The organism is Thioclava sp. DLFJ4-1 (assembly GCF_002020145.1).
Taxonomy (GTDB): domain Bacteria; phylum Pseudomonadota; class Alphaproteobacteria; order Rhodobacterales; family Rhodobacteraceae; genus Thioclava; species Thioclava sediminum.
Window position 1 is genome coordinate 268245 of sequence record NZ_MPZT01000006.1, and the last position, 17285, is coordinate 285529.

Here is a 17285-nt window from a genome sequence, read left to right on the forward strand (position 1 = left end):
CGCCCTGCCGATCTGAAAAGGAATGTATGCGATGCGGTCGAATTTTCTCGGCATGGCGATCTGCGGGGGGCTGTTCAGCGCCCTGCCGGTGCATGCCGAAGACTTCGCGCCGCCGCAGGGCTGCGAGGTCTTCATGACCGTGCAGATGCATAACTGTCAGGTCGCCAATTACTACCGCTGCGCCGCCGATCCGGAGGGCGATCTGTGGACCGCCTTCGCCGATGGCGAGGGCATCTATTACCTGAGCCATATCGATGCCGAGACGCGCTGGCTTGAAAGCGTGTCGACCGATACCGGCGAGATCGAGGTGTTCGATCCGGGCGCGTCGAAGGACGCCCCGTCGTTCTCGGCGCTCCTGTCGGAGGGTACGGACGATTACGATTTCGTCACGCGCTCGAATTTTCGCGGGCTGCGCCGTTTTGTCGGCAGCGATACCCTCACGGGCAAATCGCTCAGCATCGACGATGTCCCGCTCGAGACGATCACCTTCGATCTGCGCGAGGATGACCAGAACGGTCAGACCGTCGCGACCCGCACCGGCACGCAATATATCTCGCGCAAGTATCGCGTGTTTTTCAGCGGCGCGGAGCGGTTCGAGAACGATCAGGGCGACGTCGTGAGCTATGACGACAGCCCCGTGCGCTTCGACTTTCCCGGCGATCCCGGTTTCTCGACCGAGACGCCCGAATATGACTGCGACCTGATGATGACGCAGGCCGATCTTCGGCCCACGCAAGTCAGCCTCGCCCCCCTTTCCCGCTCTTTCTCCAAGGAGGCACTGCAATGACCAAATATGACGAAGCCTGGGTGGCCGCCGAGGAAGCGAAACGCCAGTGGATGAACGAGAATTCACTGTGGAAGGAAGAAGACGAGAAGGCGTCCTGCGGCGTCGGTCTCGTGGTGTCGATCGACGGCAAGGCCTCGCGCCGCGTCGTGGAGAACGGCATCGACGCGCTGAAGGCGATCTGGCACCGCGGTGCCGTGGATGCTGACGGCAAGACCGGCGACGGCGCGGGCATCCACGTCCAGATCCCCGCCCCCTTCTTCTATGACCAGATCCGCCGCACCGGCCACGAGCCGGACATGGAGAAAATGGTCGCCGTCGGTCAGGTCTTCCTGCCGCGCACCGATTTCGGCGCGCAGGAGCGTTGCCGCACTATCGTGGAATCCGAAGTTCTGCGGATGGGTCACTATATCTACGGCTGGCGCCACGTTCCGGTGAACACCGAAGTGCTGGGTGAGAAAGCCAATTCGACCCGCCCCGAGATCGAGCAGATCCTGATCCGCAACGACAAGGATATCGACGAGGAGCAGTTCGAGCGCGAGCTCTACATCATCCGCCGCCGTATCGAGAAAGCGGCGATCGCGGCGCAGATCAACGGGCTCTACATGTGCTCGCTGTCGTGCCGCTCGATCATCTACAAGGGCATGATGCTGGCTGAGCAGGTCGCGGAATTCTATCCCGATCTGAAGGACGAGCGCTTCGAGTCCGCCTTCGCGATCTATCACCAGCGCTATTCCACCAACACCTTCCCGCAATGGTGGCTGGCGCAGCCCTTCCGGATGCTGGCGCATAACGGCGAGATCAACACGATCAAGGGCAACACCAACTGGATGAAGAGCCATGAAATCCGCATGGCCTCCTCGGCCTTTGGCGACAGCGCCGAAGACATCAAGCCGATCATCCCGGCGGGGGCGTCCGACTCCGGCGCGCTCGATGCGGTGTTCGAACTGATGGTCCGCTCGGGCCGCAACGCGCCGATGGTGAAGACGATGCTCGTCCCCGAGCCGTGGTCGAAATCCACCGACACGATGCCCTCCGCGTGGCAGGACATGTATGCCTATTGCAACGCCGTGATGGAGCCGTGGGACGGGCCCGCCGCGCTCGCGATGACCGATGGTCGCTGGGTTTGTGGCGGCCTCGACCGCAACGGTCTGCGCCCCCTGCGCTATGTCATCACCGGTGACGGCGTTCTGATCGCAGGTTCCGAAGCCGGCATGGTGCCGGTCGATGAGGCGAGCGTTGTCGAGAAAGGCGCGCTTGGTCCGGGTCAGATGATCGCGGTCGATATGCGCGAGGGAAAGCTCTACCACGACACCGAAATCAAGGACAAACTGGCCGCCGCTCAGCCCTTCGGCGAATGGGTCGGCAAGGTCACCGATCTGAACGCGATCCTCGTGGACGTCCCGGAGAACCCGAAATTCTCGGGCGGTGAGCTGCGCAAGCGTCAGGTCGCGGCGGGCTATTCGGTCGAAGAGATCGAACAGATCCTCGCGCCGATGGCCGAGGACGGCAAGGAAGCCATCGCCTCCATGGGCGACGACACGCCGCCTGCGGTTCTGTCCAAGCAATACCGCCCGCTGAGCCATTTCTTCCGTCAGAACTTCAGCCAGGTCACCAACCCGCCGATCGACTCGCTTCGCGAAAGCCGGGTGATGTCGCTCAAGACGCGCTTCGGTAACCTCAAAAACGTGCTCGACGAGGATAGCTCGCAGACCGAGATTTGGATCTTGGAGAGCCCTTTCCTCGCGAATTCCGAATTCGATCACATGCTCAACGAATTCGGCGAGCAGGTGACGATCATCGACTGCACCTTCCCGGCCAATTCCGATCAGGAGGCGCTGCGCGAAGGTCTGACCCGGATCCGTCAGGAAGCCGAAGACGCGGTGCGCTCGGGCGCGCTCCATATCGTGCTGAGCGATGAGGAGCAGGACGAGGGCAAAGTCGCGATGCCGATGATCCTCGCGACGAGCGCCGTGCATAGCTGGCTCACGCAGAAAGGTCTGCGGACCTTCTGCTCGATCAACGTGCGCTCGGCGGAATGTATCGACCCGCATTACTTTGCGGTGCTGATCGGCTCGGGCGCGACCACGGTGAACGCCTATCTCGCGCAGGACACGCTGGCCGACCGGATCGACCGCGGCCTGCTGGGCGGCACGCTCGTCGACGCGATGCGCAAATATCGCGATGCGATCGATGCGGGCCTGCTGAAGATCATGTCGAAGATGGGGATCTCGGTGATTTCCTCCTATCGCGGCGGTCTGAACTTCGAAGCCGTGGGTCTGTCGCGCGCGATGGTCGCCGAATACTTCCCCGGCATGCACTCGCGCATCTCCGGTATCGGTCTGCACGGTATCCAGCACGCGCTGGAAGGTGTGCATGCCAAGGGCTGGAAAGGCGGTCAGGACGTGCTCCCGATCGGGGGCTTCTACAAGGCCCGCCGCACCGGCGAGTCCCATGCGTGGGGCGCGCAGTCGATGCACATGCTGCAATCGGCCTGTAACCGCGCGAGCTACGACCTGTGGAAGCAATACAGCTCGATGATGCGGGCGAACCCGCCGATCCACATCCGCGACATGCTGGATATCAAATCGCTGGGCAAACCGGTCCCGATCGAAGAGGTCGAGTCGATCACCTCGATCCGCAAGCGCTTCGTGACGCCGGGCATGTCGCTGGGCGCGCTGTCGCCCGAGGCGCACAAACTGCTGAACGTCGCGATGAACCGGATCGGTGCGAAGTCGGACTCGGGTGAAGGCGGGGAAGACCCGGCGCATTTCGTGCCCGAGCCCAACGGCGACAACCCGTCGGCGAAGATCAAGCAGGTGGCTTCGGGTCGTTTCGGTGTGACCGCCGAGTACCTCAACCACTGCGAAGAGCTTGAGATCAAGGTCGCTCAGGGCGCCAAGCCCGGCGAAGGCGGCCAGCTTCCGGGGATGAAGGTCACCGATCTGATCGCGCGTCTGCGGCACTCGACCAAGGGCGTGACCCTGATCTCGCCGCCACCGCACCACGACATCTACTCGATCGAAGACCTCGCGCAGCTGATCTACGACCTCAAGCAGATCAACCCGAAGGTCAAAGTGACGGTGAAGCTGGTGGCGTCCTCGGGCGTCGGCACGATCGCGGCCGGGGTGGCGAAGGCGAAGGCCGACATCATCCTGATCTCGGGCCACAATGGCGGCACGGGCGCATCGCCTGCGACCTCGATCAAATATGCCGGTCTCCCGTGGGAGATGGGTCTGACCGAGGCGCATCAGGTGCTCGCGATGAACAACCTGCGCGAACGCGTCACCCTGCGGACCGATGGCGGTCTGCGCACGGGCCGCGATATCGTGATGGCCGCAATGATGGGTGCCGAGGAATACGGCATCGGTACCGCCGCCCTGATCGCGATGGGCTGCATCATGGTCCGTCAGTGTCAGTCGAACACCTGCCCGGTGGGCGTCTGCACCCAGGACCCGGAGCTGCGCGCCAAGTTCACCGGCACGGCGGACAAGGTAGTGAACCTCATCACCTTCTACGCTCAGGAAGTGCGCGAAATCCTCGCCTCGATCGGTGCGCGGTCGCTCGACGAGGTGATCGGTCGCGCCGATCTTCTCAGCCAGGTGAGCCGCGGCTCGGCCCATCTCGACGATCTGGATCTCAATCCGCTCCTGATCACCGTCGATGGCTGGGACAAGATCGTCTACGACCGTTCGAAGCCGCGTAACTGGGTCTCGGATACGCTCGATGCGGAGATCATCAAGGATGGTCATCGCTTCTTCGAGGAAGGCGAGAAGATGCAGCTCTCCTACGCGGTGCGCAACACGCTGCGCACTATCGGGACGCGCGCTTCGAGCCATATCGTGAAGAACTTCGGGATGCGCAACGCGCTGCAGTCGGACCACCTGACGGTGAAGCTGACCGGCTCCTGCGGTCAGTCGCTGGGCGCTTTTGCGGCCCCGGGTCTGAAGATCGAAGTGTCGGGCGATGCCAACGACTATGTCGGCAAGGGTCTGTCGGGCGGCATGATCGTCGTGCGTCCGCCGATGGCTTCGCCGCTGGTGGCGTCGGAGAACACGATCATCGGCAACACCGTGCTTTACGGCGCGACCGAGGGTCACCTGTTTGCGGCAGGCCGCGCAGGCGAACGCTTCGCGGTGCGGAACTCGGGTGCGAAAGTGGTGATCGAGGGCTGCGGCTCCAACGGCTGTGAATACATGACCGGCGGCGTCGCGGTGATCCTCGGCTCGATCGGCCCGAACTTCGGTGCGGGCATGACCGGCGGGATGGCCTATCTCTACGATCCGGACAACACCGCGGAAGAGCTGATCAATCTCGAAAGCCTCGTCACCTGCGGTCTGGGCCACGAGCATTGGGAAGCCGAGCTGAAAGGCCTGATCGAGCGTCACGTCGCCGAGACGGGCTCGCGCAAAGGGGCCGATATTCTCCAGCACTGGGAGACCGAGAAGGCGAACTTCCTGCAGGTCTGCCCGAAGGAAATGCTGGCGCATCTGTCCTACCCGCTCAGCGACGAACCGCAGGCGATGCCGGCGGAATAAGGGAACCCTTTCCCCAACGGAACCGTTTCAGAGGGCGAAGCACATGCTTCGCCCTTTGTTCTGTCTGGAGGTAACGATGTCCGAACTGTTGGTGATGGCGCATGAAACCGAGGCCGCGGGCTTCGCGACGCGCGAGGAACTCAGAGCACTGGAAAAAGAAGGATTTTTCCGGTCGCAGGACATTGTTGTCGTGACCCGCGACGAAAGCGGCGAGATTAACGTTCATGAAAACAGCAACACGATGGCCCTCGGCGCGATCGGCGGCGCTGTCTGGGGCGGGTTGCTGGGTCTCGTCTTCCTGTCGCCGGTCGTCGGCGCGGCAATCGGTGCGGGCGCGGGCGCCGTATCCGGCAAGTTCACCGACCTCGGGTTGAACGACTCTTTCCTGCGCGAAGCGGGCGAGAGCTTGCCGCAAGGCGGTTCGGCTGTGTTCATCTTGCTTAAGAAGGGCAGCGCTGCAGAGGTCCTTGAACGGATGAAGACCCTAGGCCACGCGCGCGGTCGCGTGCTGCAGATTCCCTTGCCGGAAGATTTCCACGAAAGGCTCGAATCCGCCCTGTCTTCGGGGGGCACCACAGCCTTCACCGGCGAGGAAATCACCGAAGGTGCCACTGGAAATCTCGCGCGGATGGTGGGCCCCTCTGCCCTCTGAACGCGCTGTGACCGGGATGTCACTCTTTAACCCGTAGTTAACTTTGCGCCCCACAGGCGCCTTTGTGTCGCCCTGATCTCTGCTTACCAAGTAACGAATAATTTATAATAACGTTACTCGAGCAACAAAAATGGCAACCTATTACGACCAGTTCTACATCATGGATCCGGGCAGTCCGCCCGCTGCGGGCACGGCGCTTTCACCGGCGACATATGAAATTGTCGATCGGAATAACGACAATTGGATTTCCAGCAGCAACAGCGCCCGCGACACGATCAACGGCCAGCGCGTCACCGATGTCTGGCGTGGCGACACGATCACCATCGAGCGTCCGAACGGCGTGCAAGAGACGATCACCGGCGACACGTTCTACCTGCGCGACGGAAGTGCCGTGTTCACGCCGTCCGATGGCACGATCCTCCACAACGCGACCTTCATCAGCTCCACCTATGTCACGCAGAGCACCCAGGCGCCGGTCGGCGATCTGGGGCCGGAATGTTTCCTCGCGGGGACGCGGATCGACACGCCCGACGGGCCGCGACTGGTGGAGCGGCTCAAGGCGGGCGATCTTGTCATGACCGAGGACGACGGGCCGCAGCCTCTTCTTTGGACGGGTGGCCGGGTCTGCCGCGGCGTCGGGGCCTATGCGCCGATCCGGTTCGCGCCGGGGGCTATGGGAAATCGACGCGCTCTTTACGTGTCTCAACAACATCGGATGTTGCTGCGCGGCTGGCGCGCCGAGATTGCCTGCGCCCATAGCGAAGTTCTGGTCGCCGCCAAGCATCTCGTGAACGGCAATAGCATTCGGGTGGCTCCGCGCCCGCGCGTGCAATACCGCCACCTGCTTTTCGCGCGCCATCACATCCTCATGGCCGAGGGCGCGCCGACCGAGAGCCTGTTTCCCGGCAATGTCGTCCTTGAAGACGACCACGGTATCGCGCGCGAAATACGCACCGCGTGGAAGCGGGTGTCAGATGCGCCGATCGAAACCATGGTAACGGCGCGACAGGTCGCGCGCGGACCGGAATTGGCGCTGCTTGTCGCTTGACCCTTCGGGGCGCGCTGTGACTTATACGCACATGGCTAAGAGCAAGAAAAAATCGGGCCGCAAACCCGCCAAACGCAGCCCGAAATCGAGCGTTTCCAGCAGCATGCGCGCGCCTTTCCGCACCGCCCTGAAATGGGCGCTGCGGGGCGTGATGGGTCTCGTCGCGCTGGTGCTTGTGCTGATGGTCCTGTTCAAGTTCGTTAATCCGCCGACCACCTGGACGATGTGGAGCGAACGCCAGCGTCTTGGCGCCGTCGATCAGAAATGGGTGCCGATCGAGGATATCGCGCCCGTGCTCGCCCGCTCCGTCGTCGCGGCGGAAGACGCGAATTTCTGCAACCACTGGGGCTTCGACATGCGCGCGATCCGCAAGGCAATCGACGATGGCGCCAATCGCGGCGCCTCGACGATCACCCAGCAGACCGTGAAGAACGTGTTCCTCTGGCAGGGCCGAAACTGGCTGCGCAAGGCGCTTGAGGCGTCGATGACGCCGCTGGCCGAGGCGATCTGGGGCAAGAAGCGGATTCTGGAAATCTATCTTAACGTCGCTGAATTCGACGAAGGCGCGTTTGGCGTCGATGCCGCCGCGCATCGCTATTTCCGCACCACGCCCGACAAGTTGAGCGCCCGCCAATCCGCGTTGATCGCTGGCGTCCTGCCCGACCCGAAGGACCGTTCGGCGGCGAAGCCCGGCAGCTTCCTGTCGCGCCGCGCGCAGTCGATCATGGACGGCGCGGCGACGATCCAGAAGGACGGGCGCGCAAGCTGCTTCGAGTGATTACTCGGCCGGTTCGGTCATCGGGCGCATGACGGCGAACAGCTCCGCGACCTTGATCCCGAATTTGCGCATCTGCGACCGATTCAGCAGCGTCCCGTCCGGCATCAGGTAAATCCAGTCAGTCACGTCGAGCACGTGGCCGCCCGCATCCTCGGGCAGCCGCAACCGATAGCGCATCCGCAGCGCATTGCCCGACTGCTCCATCTCGGCGCGCCCCTCGATATCGTCGGCGGTCGAGCTGATCTCGCCATTCGGCCCGAACTGGATATTCCAGGCGCGGCTCTGGCGCCGACCGGAGGCATATTCGAACTCCTCCTCGATCACGCCGCCATCATTCGTGAACCGCCCCGTCATCACGGCACGGAAGCGCGAGGTGACCCGACCGTCCGGCCCATAGATCATGCCATGCGCCTCGATAGGGCCCTCGAAGGCCCGGCGAATGTCGAATTCCGGGCTTTCCGAAGCGTAATCCGCCGACTTTTGCGCCGGGAATGAGAAGAAGAAATGCCGGATCAAGAGAGCCGCCAGGATCAGAACCGCGAGGGTGAAAAGCAATTTTAACAACATTTTACGCACTCGCATGTGCCAGTTGGACCTGCACCACATCGGTATGGCCTACCGCGAAGGCCGCCGCGCAGGCTTCGAGATAATAGGACCAGTTGCGCAGGAACTCCGGCCCGAAGCCAAGTTCGGTGGCCCGCGCGCTGCGCTCTTTCAGGCGCGTCGCCCATTGCCGGCAGGTCTCGGCATAGTCCTGCCCGAAGGCGAAGCTTTCCTTCACCGCCAGTCCGGCCTTCGCCGCCTGATCGCGGATCACCCCATCGGACAGAAGCATGCCACCCGGGAAAGTGTATTGCCGAATGAAATCGGAAGTCTCGCGATATTTCGGAAAGTAGGAATCAGACACTGTTATGGCCTGAATCATCGCAGAGCCGCCCTCCGCCAGGCGATCTTTCACCGTTTGGAAATAGTTCGGCCAATAGCGCTCGCCGACCGCTTCGATCATCTCGATCGAAACGATATGATCGAATTTGCCCGGCGTGTGGCGATAGTCCTGCAACCGGATATCCGCCCGCCCGTCGAGCCGCGCATCGGCGTAGCCTTTCTGGCTGGGCGAGATCGTGATCCCGGTGACATGACGCCCCTGCTCGGCCGCGCGTTCGGCGAAATGGCCCCAGCCGCAGCCGATCTCCAGCACCTGTTCCCCGTCGCCCATCTGGTCGAGAATGCGGTCGAGCTTGCGGTTCTGCGCCCGGTGCAGATCGTTGTCCCCCGGCGCGAAAAGGGCAGAGGAATAGCTCATCCCCTCGTCCAGCCAGAGCTGGTAGAACTCGTTCCCCACGTCGTAATGGGCCCGGATGTTGCGCGACGCCCCGCGCAGCGAATTGGCCCGCATCAGCCGATCGATCAGGCGGAACTTCAGGTTCGACCAGAAGCCCGCATAGGCATAGCCGTCGACCACATCGAGGTTCTTCAGCGCGAGCGACAGAAGCGCCTCAATCGAAGACGTCTCCCACAGCCCCGCGATATAGGCCTCGCCCAGGCCGACATCGCCGCGCGACGCCATCGCCACCACGGCCTGCCAGTCGCGGATTTCCATGTCGGCTTGCGGCTCCCCGCGACCGAAACTGCGCACGGTGCCGTCAGGCAGGCGCAGATGCAGCGTCCCCTGCTCGATCTTCTCGCAGGTCGCGAGGAATTCGCTGCGGATCCGGTTGGTCAGGAAAGGCATCATTGGCTGATCTCCTCGCTGGGGGGTGTGGGCCGCGAAAAGTAGCGGGCGCCTTTGAGCTTGAGCCGCAGGGCCTGCCAGTAGATCAGGCCGAGCGTGCGGATCGGGGTGAGCGGACGACGCAGCGCCATACCGAGAAGCGCCGCCGAAGTCAGTTTGCGGCGTTGGGTCGCGAGGGTGGCCACGACACCCTCCTCGCCATTTCGGTGATCGATGCGGATGCGGATGTGCTCGGCTCCGAGGTCGAAGCGGAACCGATATTCCCCGGCGATGGTCTGGAACGGGGAGACGTAGAAGATTTTCGCCGCGTGAAGCTCGGTTTCCGCTGAAATAGGGTCGAAATTCGGGGTGGCGCAGAGATAGGAATGTCGATCGCCGAAGGTATTGTTTACCTCTGCTATCACGGCGCGCAGGTCATCTTGCGCATCATAGGCCAGCCAGAAATTCACCGGGTTGAACCCGGCCCCGAGGATCTTCGGCTGGGTCAGAAGGCGCAGCTTCGTAATCTCGGGCGCACCGTGACGGGAGAGCTGTTTGCGGACCCATGCAGCACCCTCGCCGCGACCGGGCGCCCCGCCGTAATCCTTGTCATGCACCGTCGCGAGGTTGCGTCCGCGGCGCGAGAAAATCCGCGGCCACGGGCCCGGCGCATCGGGATCGATCATCACGTAATCGACGTGATAGCGGAACTGGTGGGAAATCGCGCCCCGCCGCGCATGAACCGTATGACCGGGGCAGAACTCACCGCTCATGCGGGCACCTTTTCGAAGTCGACCTGCGGCTGCGCCCCGCGATTCAGCTCGCGCGCCACCCGAACCGCCGAGGCGAACCCATCTTCATGGAAACCATGACGGAGCCATGCGCCCGCGAACCACGTCCGATTCAGACCCTGTATCGACTGGATTTCGCCCTGCACCTGTATCGCTGCGCGGTCGAAAACCGGGTGCCAGAAGACCTCGTGATCGTAGATCGTCTCCTCGGCAATCGGCGCATCGGGGTTCAGCGTGACGAAAAGCGGATCGCTCTCGGGAATGTTCTGCAGCTTGTTCATCCAATAAGTCACGCCAAGCCGCGTCTCATTCGCGCGGGTCTGCGCCTGATAGACCCAGCTCGACCAGCAAGCGCGTCGGCGCGGCATCTGCGCCACGTCGCGATGCAGATAGACGTCGTTGGGTTGATAGCGGACCGCCGAAAGCGCGGCCTGTTCTTCCGGGGTCGGCTTGGCCAGCAGCTTGAGCGCCTGATCGGAATGGGTGGCGATGATGACCTGGTCGAACTGATCCGGAAGGGATTTTTCCGCTGAAATAGTGACTGAATTGCGCTGCCTCTCGATCGCGGTGACCGGGGTGCCGGTGCGGAATTCGACGCCGCGAAGACGCAGGGCGGCCTCCAGCCGCCTAACATATTCGATCGATCCACCCGAGACCGTCCACCATTGATGCTGACCGGTCGCCGACAACAATGCGTGGTTCTCGAAGAAGCGCAGAAGGCTTTTCGCGGGGAACGCGCCGATCTGATCGGCGGGCGTGGACCAGATCGCCCCGCAGATCGGCAGCAGGTAATAGCGCCGGAACCACTCGCCCAGATTCAACTCATCCAGGAGACCGTCAATCGTCACGTCGTCGCTTTGCGCAACAGCGACGGCCTTCGCGTTGAACTTTGCGATATCCGCGACCATCCGCAGAAAACCCGGCCGGGCCAAGTTCCGCTTTTGCGCAACGAGACTGTTCAGGTCGCGCAAAGCATATTCGATGCGGCCCTGATCGATCGTCACGCCAAAGCTCATGTCGGATTTCTCGACCGGCACATCGAGCTCGGAGAACAGGCGCGTCAGATGCGGGTAATTCGCGTAGTTGAAGACGATGAAGCCGGTATCGACCGGCTGATCGCCGTTGCGCCCCGCAGTGATCGTGCGCGAATGCCCTCCAAGCCGCGTCTCCGCCTCATAGATGGTAACGCGATTATGCGGCGCGAGTTGCCACGCCGCCGCCAGACCGGAAATCCCGGATCCGATGATCGCGATACGTTGCGCATGTGGATGCAGGGCATCAAATGACATTCGAATTCTCCCAAGCTCTTGAAGGCGTAACGGTGCATATTACCGTTTGGATCAGAAGTTTTTTCGCATCGCATGTGAACCGCTATCTCATAAGCTGCGTATCGGTCACATGCTGAGAGATGCGACCATCAACTTCGACACCACAGGGACCCCGCCAATCGTGGCGGGTCAGGCCTTTGCCGGGAAGATAATGGACGACAGGAAATCAGCGAAACCGACGCCCGAGGCGGCTTGCGAGCAGACCGATTGGCTCGTGGCAGTTCGTGACAAGCGTGACAAACTGGCCTTCGCGCGGCTTTATGATCACTTCTCGCCGCGACTGAAGGGGATGCTTGTGCGATCCGGCATGACGCAGGCGGCGGCAGAGGATGTGGTTCAGGACGTGATGCTCACGATCTGGCGGAAGGCACATCTTTACGACGAGACGCGGGCACGCGCCTCGGCATGGATTTACCGGATTGCACGCAATCGGCAGATCGATGTGATCCGAAGACGGCCCCGGCCCGTTCCAGACGAGCTGATCGCCGAGGCCGAGACGCGGGAAACCCGCGAGGCCGATGCGGCAATCGGGCTGGAACAGGAAGCGGCGCAGCTGCGCGAAGCGATCGAGGCGCTGCCGGAAGCGCAGCGCGAGATCATTGAGCGGGCCTATGTGGGCGAACTCACACAGGCCGAAATACGCGAGGCGACGGGTCTCGCCCTTGGGACGATTAAATCGCGGATCCGGCTGGCGCTGGAGAAGCTTAGACACGAGTTAAGGGATCTGAGAGAAGAATGACCGAGATTACGCATCATTTGCCCGATTGGTTGGTACGGTCCTACGCGACCGGCTCGCTGGGTCATGCGTTTTCGCTGGTCGTGGCGGCGCATGTAAGCCAGTGCGACGAGTGTCGCGCACGGCTCGAAGCAGAGGAACTGGCGGGCGGGCTGGTTCTGGATGACCTGAAAGGCATGGCCCCCAGCGACGATTTGCGGCGACGTGTGTTTGACGGGTTGGACGACGACGATGTGATCGTCGCTGATCAACCTGCGCGCGCCGGGATTTATCCGGGCGCCGTGGTCGAAGCGATGGGCGCCGACAGTCCGCGCTGGCGGGCCTTGGGCGGCGGCATCAAGCAAGCCATTCTGAGCGAGGATAAAGAAGGGTCGGCCCGGCTTCTCTATATTCCGCCGGGGATGGCGGTGCCGGATCACACGCATGGCGGGCTCGAATTGACGCTCGTGCTGCAGGGGTCCTTCTCGGACGAGACCGGGCGCTTTGGCGTCGGCGATGTGGAGGTGGCGGATGACGATCTCGATCACACACCGATCGCGGGTATGGAGGATGTCTGCATCTGCCTCGCCGCGACCGATGCACCGCTGAAGTTCAAGGGCCTTCTGCCGCGCTTGCTGCAGCCGATCTTCCGGATTTAAGACCCTAAATCCGCCGAAACACGGCCCCGATCCAGAGGGCAAGCGTAGCCGCCCGGCTTTGGCGATAGAGCCTCAGCCGGGCTAATTCTTTCAGACGGGCCGGAAAAGTCGCGTCGCGCATCCTCTTGAAGCGATCGAAAACGGCCCGGTTCCCGGGCGTGAACCGATGCGCCGATGCGGTGAGCGCTGCACATTGATCGTCGATCCAGCACCGCCAATCGCCGGACAGCATGCATCCGAGTCGAGAGAGTTTGGCGCGCATTGTGATGTTCGCCCCTTCCGCGTTGCCACCGTGTTGGCGGTAGAGAAGCGTGGGCTCCACATCGTAGAAAATCCGCGCGCCGCACCCGGTGAAGAGCTGATAGAGCCACCAGTCATGACGCGGCGTGGATCGCAGCTCGTGCGCCGCAGAGATGGCCAGTTCGGCCCCGGCCGGGTTCAGAAGAATGGTGTTTCCCGCCGCGATATTCTGCACCAGTGCGTTGCGGAACGACGGTGGGCGTGTGTGTCGGACGGAGAGATGCTGGTCTCCCAGATCAGCGTTGCAGACCAAAGTCCGGCTGCAATAAAGCGAAGCTTCCCCCTCGCCCAAACTCGAAATCCCGCGCGCGAGCCGATCCGGCAGCCAGACATCATCCTGATCACAAAAGGCGATGTAATCCTGCTGCGCGCTGTCGATCCCCCGCAGCAGAGACAGGAAATTCCCTCCCGCGCCGGTCCGCGGGCCTCTCACGATCTGCACATCATGGCTGCGGGCGAGCTCCGCCAAGACGTCGCGCGCGGCATCGCTTCGGCTGTCGTCCCCGACGATCAGACGCCAATCCCGATGGGTTTGCGCCGCGAGGCTTTCCAGCTGATCGCGCAGTTCCGGCCCCGGATCGCGTGTCGCCATCAGGATCGTGACCCGCGCCACGGTCGCTTACTCGATCAGGCGCAGCAGATACTCGCCATAGCTGTTCTTGCCGAATTTCTTTGCGCGGTCGGCGAGTGCGTCGGCACTGATCCAGCCTTTCTCGAAGGCGATCTCGTCGGGCGAGCCGCTTTGCAGCCCCTGCCGCTCTTCCAGCGTGCGAACGAAGTTGCCCGCATCGAGCAGGCTGCCATGCGTTCCGGTGTCGAGCCAGGCAAAGCCCCGACCCATCTGCGTGACCGAGAGCGCGCCGTCATGCAGGTAGGTTTCCAGAAGCGAGGTGATCTCCAACTCGCCACGGGCGGAAGGCGTGATCGTCTTGGCGCGGTCCGGCGCAGTCTCGTCGAGGAAATAGAGCCCCGTGACCGCGAATTGCGATGGCGGCACTTCGGGCTTCTCGATGATCGCGCGCACGGTACCGCTCTCGTCGAAATCCACCACGCCATACCGCTCCGGATCGCGGACGCGGTAGCCGAAGACGGTGCCGCCATCTGTGGTCGCATTCGCCGCTTTCAGGATCTCGCCTAGACCTGCGCCGAAGAAGATGTTGTCGCCCAGAACCATCGCCGAAGGGCTGCCCGCAAGGAAATCCTCGGCCAGCAGATAGGCCTGCGCCAGACCGTCGGGCGAGGGCTGCGTGATATAGGTCAGGTTCAGCCCCCATTGGCTGCCATCGCCGAGCGTGCGGATGAACTGCTCCTGATCATGCGGCGTCGTGATCACCGCGATCTCGCGGATGCCCGCCAGCATCAGCGTCGTCAGCGGATAGTAAATCATCGGCTTGTCATAGACCGGCAGAAGCTGCTTCGAGACGCCCATCGTGATCGGATAGAGCCGCGTGCCCGAGCCGCCTGCCAGAATGATCCCTTTGCGTTTCGTCATACCGCTTCCAATTCAATTAACACTTCATTCAATCCCGATCTCCAATCGGGTCTATTCAGGCCGAACACGGCCAGATCGCTGCAGTCGAACCGCGAATTGAGCGGCCGTTTCGCCGGCGTCGGATAATCGGCGGTGGGAATATCCTCCACCGTCACGCCGCGCCCGGCCTGCGCGAAGATCTCCCGCGCGAAGCCCGCCCAGCTTACATCGGGAGAGCCTGAGAAATGGTAAACGCCGCTCTTCTCAGGCGCGCGCTGCAACTCTTGCGCCATCGCCAGGCAGGCCTCGGCGATCGCCTTGGCCGGGGTCGGGCCACCGATCTGGTCGGCGACGATCGTCAGGTGATCGCGGCTTTCCGACAGGCGCAGCATCGTCTTCACGAAGTTCCCGCCATGGGCGGAGAAGACCCAGCTGGTGCGCAGGATGGCGAAAGTGCTGCCCGTCGCCCGGATCGCCTCTTCGCCTGCGAGCTTGGTGCGGCCATAGGCGCCCAGCGGGCCGGTCGGGTCGGTCGGCTTGAACGGCGCGTCGCCCGAGCCGTCGAAGACGTAATCGGTGGAGATGTGAACGAACGGGATGCCAAGGTCGCGGCAGGCCTCGGCCATCGCCGCGGGCGCGTCACCGTTGACCGTCTGCGCAAGCGCCTCTTCTTCTTCGGCCTTGTCGACAGCCGTATAGGCCGCGGCGTTGATTACGGCCTCTGGCTTGGCCTCCCGGATCGCCTGTGCAGCGGCATCAGGGTCGCTCAAATCGACCCTATTCCGGCCCAAAAACACCGCATCGGGGGCGAGGCGTTGTAGTTCCTGCGCAACCTGGCCGGTCTGTCCGAAGACGAGGATCATGCCTTGCCCAACCTTTCGCCGACGCCGTGCCGCTCCAGCAGCGGGCGCCACCAATCCTCGTTCTCGAGATACCAGCGCACGGTGCGCTCGAGCCCCTCCTCCACCGTCACGCTCGGCCGCCAGCCTAGCTCCTCGCGGATGCGGGTCGGGTCGATCGCGTAGCGCGCATCGTGGCCGGGGCGGTCGGTGACGAAGGTGATCAGATCGGCATATGGCGCGTCGCCCGGACGCAGCTTGTCGAGAATGGTGCAGATCGTCTGGACCAGCTCGAGGTTCGACCGCTCGTTCTCGCCGCCGATATTGTAACTGCGGCCCGAGGCGCCCTTCTCCAGCACCAAGAGCAGCGCATCGGCGTGATCCTCGACATAGAGCCAGTCGCGCACGTTCGACCCGTCGCCATAGATCGGCAGGGGCTTGCCCGCGAGCGCGTTCAGGATCACGACCGGGATCAGCTTTTCCGGGAAGTGATAGGGGCCGTAATTGTTCGAGCAATTGGTGAGCACCACCGGCAGGCAATAGGTCTCGTGCCAAGCGCGCACGAGATGGTCCGAACCCGCTTTCGAGGCGGAATAGGGGCTGTTCGGGGCGTAGGGCGTCTCTTCGGTGAACTGGCCGGTGGGGCCGAGCGTGCCGTAAACCTCGTCGGTCGAGATGTGGTGGAAGCGGAAGCTCTCGGGGCGACCTTCACCCTCCCAAAAGCTGCGTGCCGCCTGCAGCATGTTGTAGGTGCCCATCACGTTGGTCTCGATGAAGGCACCGGGGCCGTCGATCGAACGGTCGACATGGCTTTCGGCCGCGAGATGCATCACCGCGTCGGGCTTGTGACGGGTGAAGATCGCCGTCAGCGCCTCGGGATCGCGGATATCGGCCTGCTCGAAGGCGTAAAGCGGGCTGTCGGCGACGGGCGCGACATTCTCGAGGCAGGCGGCATAGGTCAGCGCGTCGAGGTTCACCACCTCATGGCCGCGCGAGACGGCGAGGCGGACGACCGCGGAGCCGATGAACCCGGCACCGCCGGTGACGAGGATCTTCATGCTGCGCCCTCCCAGGTGAAGGGGCTATCGAAGGAAGCGAACAGAGGTGCCTCAGCGTCCTTGCCGGACAAAACAGGCTCTATTTCTGCGGAAAGCGGCCAATCGATGCCGATATCCGGATCGTCCCAGCGGATCGCGCCTTCACACTCGGGCGCGTAGTAATCCGAGCATTTGTAGACGATCTCGGTCCCCGGCTCGAGCGTCACAAACCCATGCGCGAAGCCCGCCGGGATCAGCAGCTGCTTGCCGTTCTCGAAGCTCAGCTCCGTGCCGAACCACTGGCCGTAGGTCGGGCTGCCCTTGCGGATATCCACCGCGACGTCCCAGAGCCGCCCGCACCCGCAGCGCACGAGCTTCGCCTGCGCGTGCGGCGGGGCCTGAAAATGCAGCCCGCGCACCGTGCCCACGGCCTCCGAGACCGAATGGTTGTCTTGGACGAACTCGATCTCGATCCCGGCTTCGGCAAATCGCTTCGCCGAATAGCTCTCGGAGAAAAATCCGCGGTGATCACCGAATCGCTTCGGGGTGATCACAAGAACGCCGCTGAGAGGAGTTGGTTCGACCTGCATTCGCCCTGCCTTCATTGCTTCGGGAAAGTTGTGCCAAAGCACGG

The 17285-nt window shown here is 62.9% G+C and carries 16 protein-coding genes; 7 read left to right on the plus strand and 9 right to left on the minus strand.

What is annotated here, in order from left to right; translation table 11 throughout:
- Window positions 1-31 precede the first annotated feature (31 nt).
- The 5 genes from BMI85_RS19005 (at window position 32) to mtgA (ending at window position 7800) form a co-directional block, all read left to right on the plus strand.
- A complete protein-coding gene (locus BMI85_RS19005; protein WP_246832598.1) occupies window positions 32-787 on the plus strand; it encodes a hypothetical protein in 756 nt (251 codons plus the stop codon).
- A complete protein-coding gene (gltB, locus tag BMI85_RS19010) occupies window positions 784-5322 on the plus strand; it encodes a glutamate synthase large subunit (RefSeq protein WP_078602393.1) in 4539 nt (1512 codons plus the stop codon). Before BMI85_RS19005 ends, gltB begins: the two co-directional genes overlap by 4 nt.
- Window positions 5323-5398: 76 nt before the next feature.
- Window positions 5399-5974 (plus strand): DUF1269 domain-containing protein, encoded by a 576-nt coding sequence (locus BMI85_RS19015; RefSeq protein ID WP_168174817.1) that lies wholly within the window; start codon window positions 5399-5401, stop codon window positions 5972-5974.
- 130 nt (window positions 5975-6104) lie between these two features.
- Window positions 6105-7022: a Hint domain-containing protein gene (locus tag BMI85_RS19020; protein ID WP_078602395.1), complete on the plus strand. Its 918-nt coding sequence runs from the start codon at window positions 6105-6107 to the stop codon at window positions 7020-7022.
- Window positions 7023-7053: 31 nt separating this feature from the next.
- On the plus strand, window positions 7054-7800 hold the full coding sequence (gene mtgA / locus BMI85_RS19025) for a monofunctional biosynthetic peptidoglycan transglycosylase (RefSeq protein ID WP_078602396.1): 747 nt from the start codon (window positions 7054-7056) through the stop codon (window positions 7798-7800).
- On the opposite strand, the gene BMI85_RS19030 is transcribed toward mtgA, so the two are convergent.
- From BMI85_RS19030 to BMI85_RS19045, 4 genes are read right to left on the minus strand one after another with little or no spacing between them, the layout of a single operon-like run.
- Window positions 7801-8367, minus strand: coding sequence for a DUF3833 domain-containing protein (locus tag BMI85_RS19030; protein ID WP_078570634.1), 567 nt, complete (start codon window positions 8365-8367; stop codon window positions 7801-7803).
- 1 nt (window position 8368) lies between these two features.
- On the minus strand, window positions 8369-9532 hold the full coding sequence (locus BMI85_RS19035; RefSeq protein WP_078602510.1) for a cyclopropane-fatty-acyl-phospholipid synthase family protein: 1164 nt from the start codon (window positions 9530-9532) through the stop codon (window positions 8369-8371).
- A complete protein-coding gene (locus BMI85_RS19040; RefSeq protein ID WP_078602397.1) occupies window positions 9532-10284 on the minus strand; it encodes a DUF1365 domain-containing protein in 753 nt (250 codons plus the stop codon). Before BMI85_RS19040 ends, BMI85_RS19035 begins: the two co-directional genes overlap by 1 nt.
- Entirely contained in the window at window positions 10281-11591 is a 1311-nt protein-coding gene (locus BMI85_RS19045) for an FAD-dependent oxidoreductase (protein ID WP_078602398.1), read from the minus strand. The genes BMI85_RS19040 and BMI85_RS19045 overlap by 4 nt, the downstream gene beginning before the upstream one ends.
- Before the next feature lie 109 nt (window positions 11592-11700).
- Between BMI85_RS19045 and BMI85_RS19050 the strand changes: the two genes are divergently transcribed.
- Window positions 11701-12369, plus strand: a complete 669-nt coding sequence (locus BMI85_RS19050) for a sigma-70 family RNA polymerase sigma factor (RefSeq protein WP_143595183.1) — start codon at window positions 11701-11703, stop codon at window positions 12367-12369.
- Window positions 12366-13004, plus strand: coding sequence for a ChrR family anti-sigma-E factor (locus BMI85_RS19055; RefSeq protein ID WP_078602399.1), 639 nt, complete (start codon window positions 12366-12368; stop codon window positions 13002-13004). Before BMI85_RS19050 ends, BMI85_RS19055 begins: the two co-directional genes overlap by 4 nt.
- A gap of 4 nt (window positions 13005-13008) precedes the next feature.
- On the opposite strand, the gene BMI85_RS19060 is transcribed toward BMI85_RS19055, so the two are convergent.
- From BMI85_RS19060 to rfbC, 5 genes are read right to left on the minus strand one after another with little or no spacing between them, the layout of a single operon-like run.
- A complete protein-coding gene (locus BMI85_RS19060) occupies window positions 13009-13917 on the minus strand; it encodes a glycosyltransferase (protein WP_078602400.1) in 909 nt (302 codons plus the stop codon).
- A 6-nt stretch (window positions 13918-13923) separates the two neighbouring features.
- Entirely contained in the window at window positions 13924-14796 is an 873-nt protein-coding gene (gene rfbA / locus BMI85_RS19065; RefSeq protein ID WP_078602401.1) for a glucose-1-phosphate thymidylyltransferase RfbA, read from the minus strand.
- Entirely contained in the window at window positions 14793-15638 is an 846-nt protein-coding gene (gene rfbD, locus BMI85_RS19070; RefSeq protein WP_078602402.1) for a dTDP-4-dehydrorhamnose reductase, read from the minus strand. Before rfbD ends, rfbA begins: the two co-directional genes overlap by 4 nt.
- On the minus strand, window positions 15635-16672 hold the full coding sequence (gene rfbB / locus BMI85_RS19075; RefSeq protein WP_078602403.1) for a dTDP-glucose 4,6-dehydratase: 1038 nt from the start codon (window positions 16670-16672) through the stop codon (window positions 15635-15637). Before rfbB ends, rfbD begins: the two co-directional genes overlap by 4 nt.
- A complete protein-coding gene (gene rfbC / locus BMI85_RS19080; protein WP_078602404.1) occupies window positions 16669-17241 on the minus strand; it encodes a dTDP-4-dehydrorhamnose 3,5-epimerase in 573 nt (190 codons plus the stop codon). Before rfbC ends, rfbB begins: the two co-directional genes overlap by 4 nt.
- Window positions 17242-17285 lie beyond the last annotated feature (44 nt).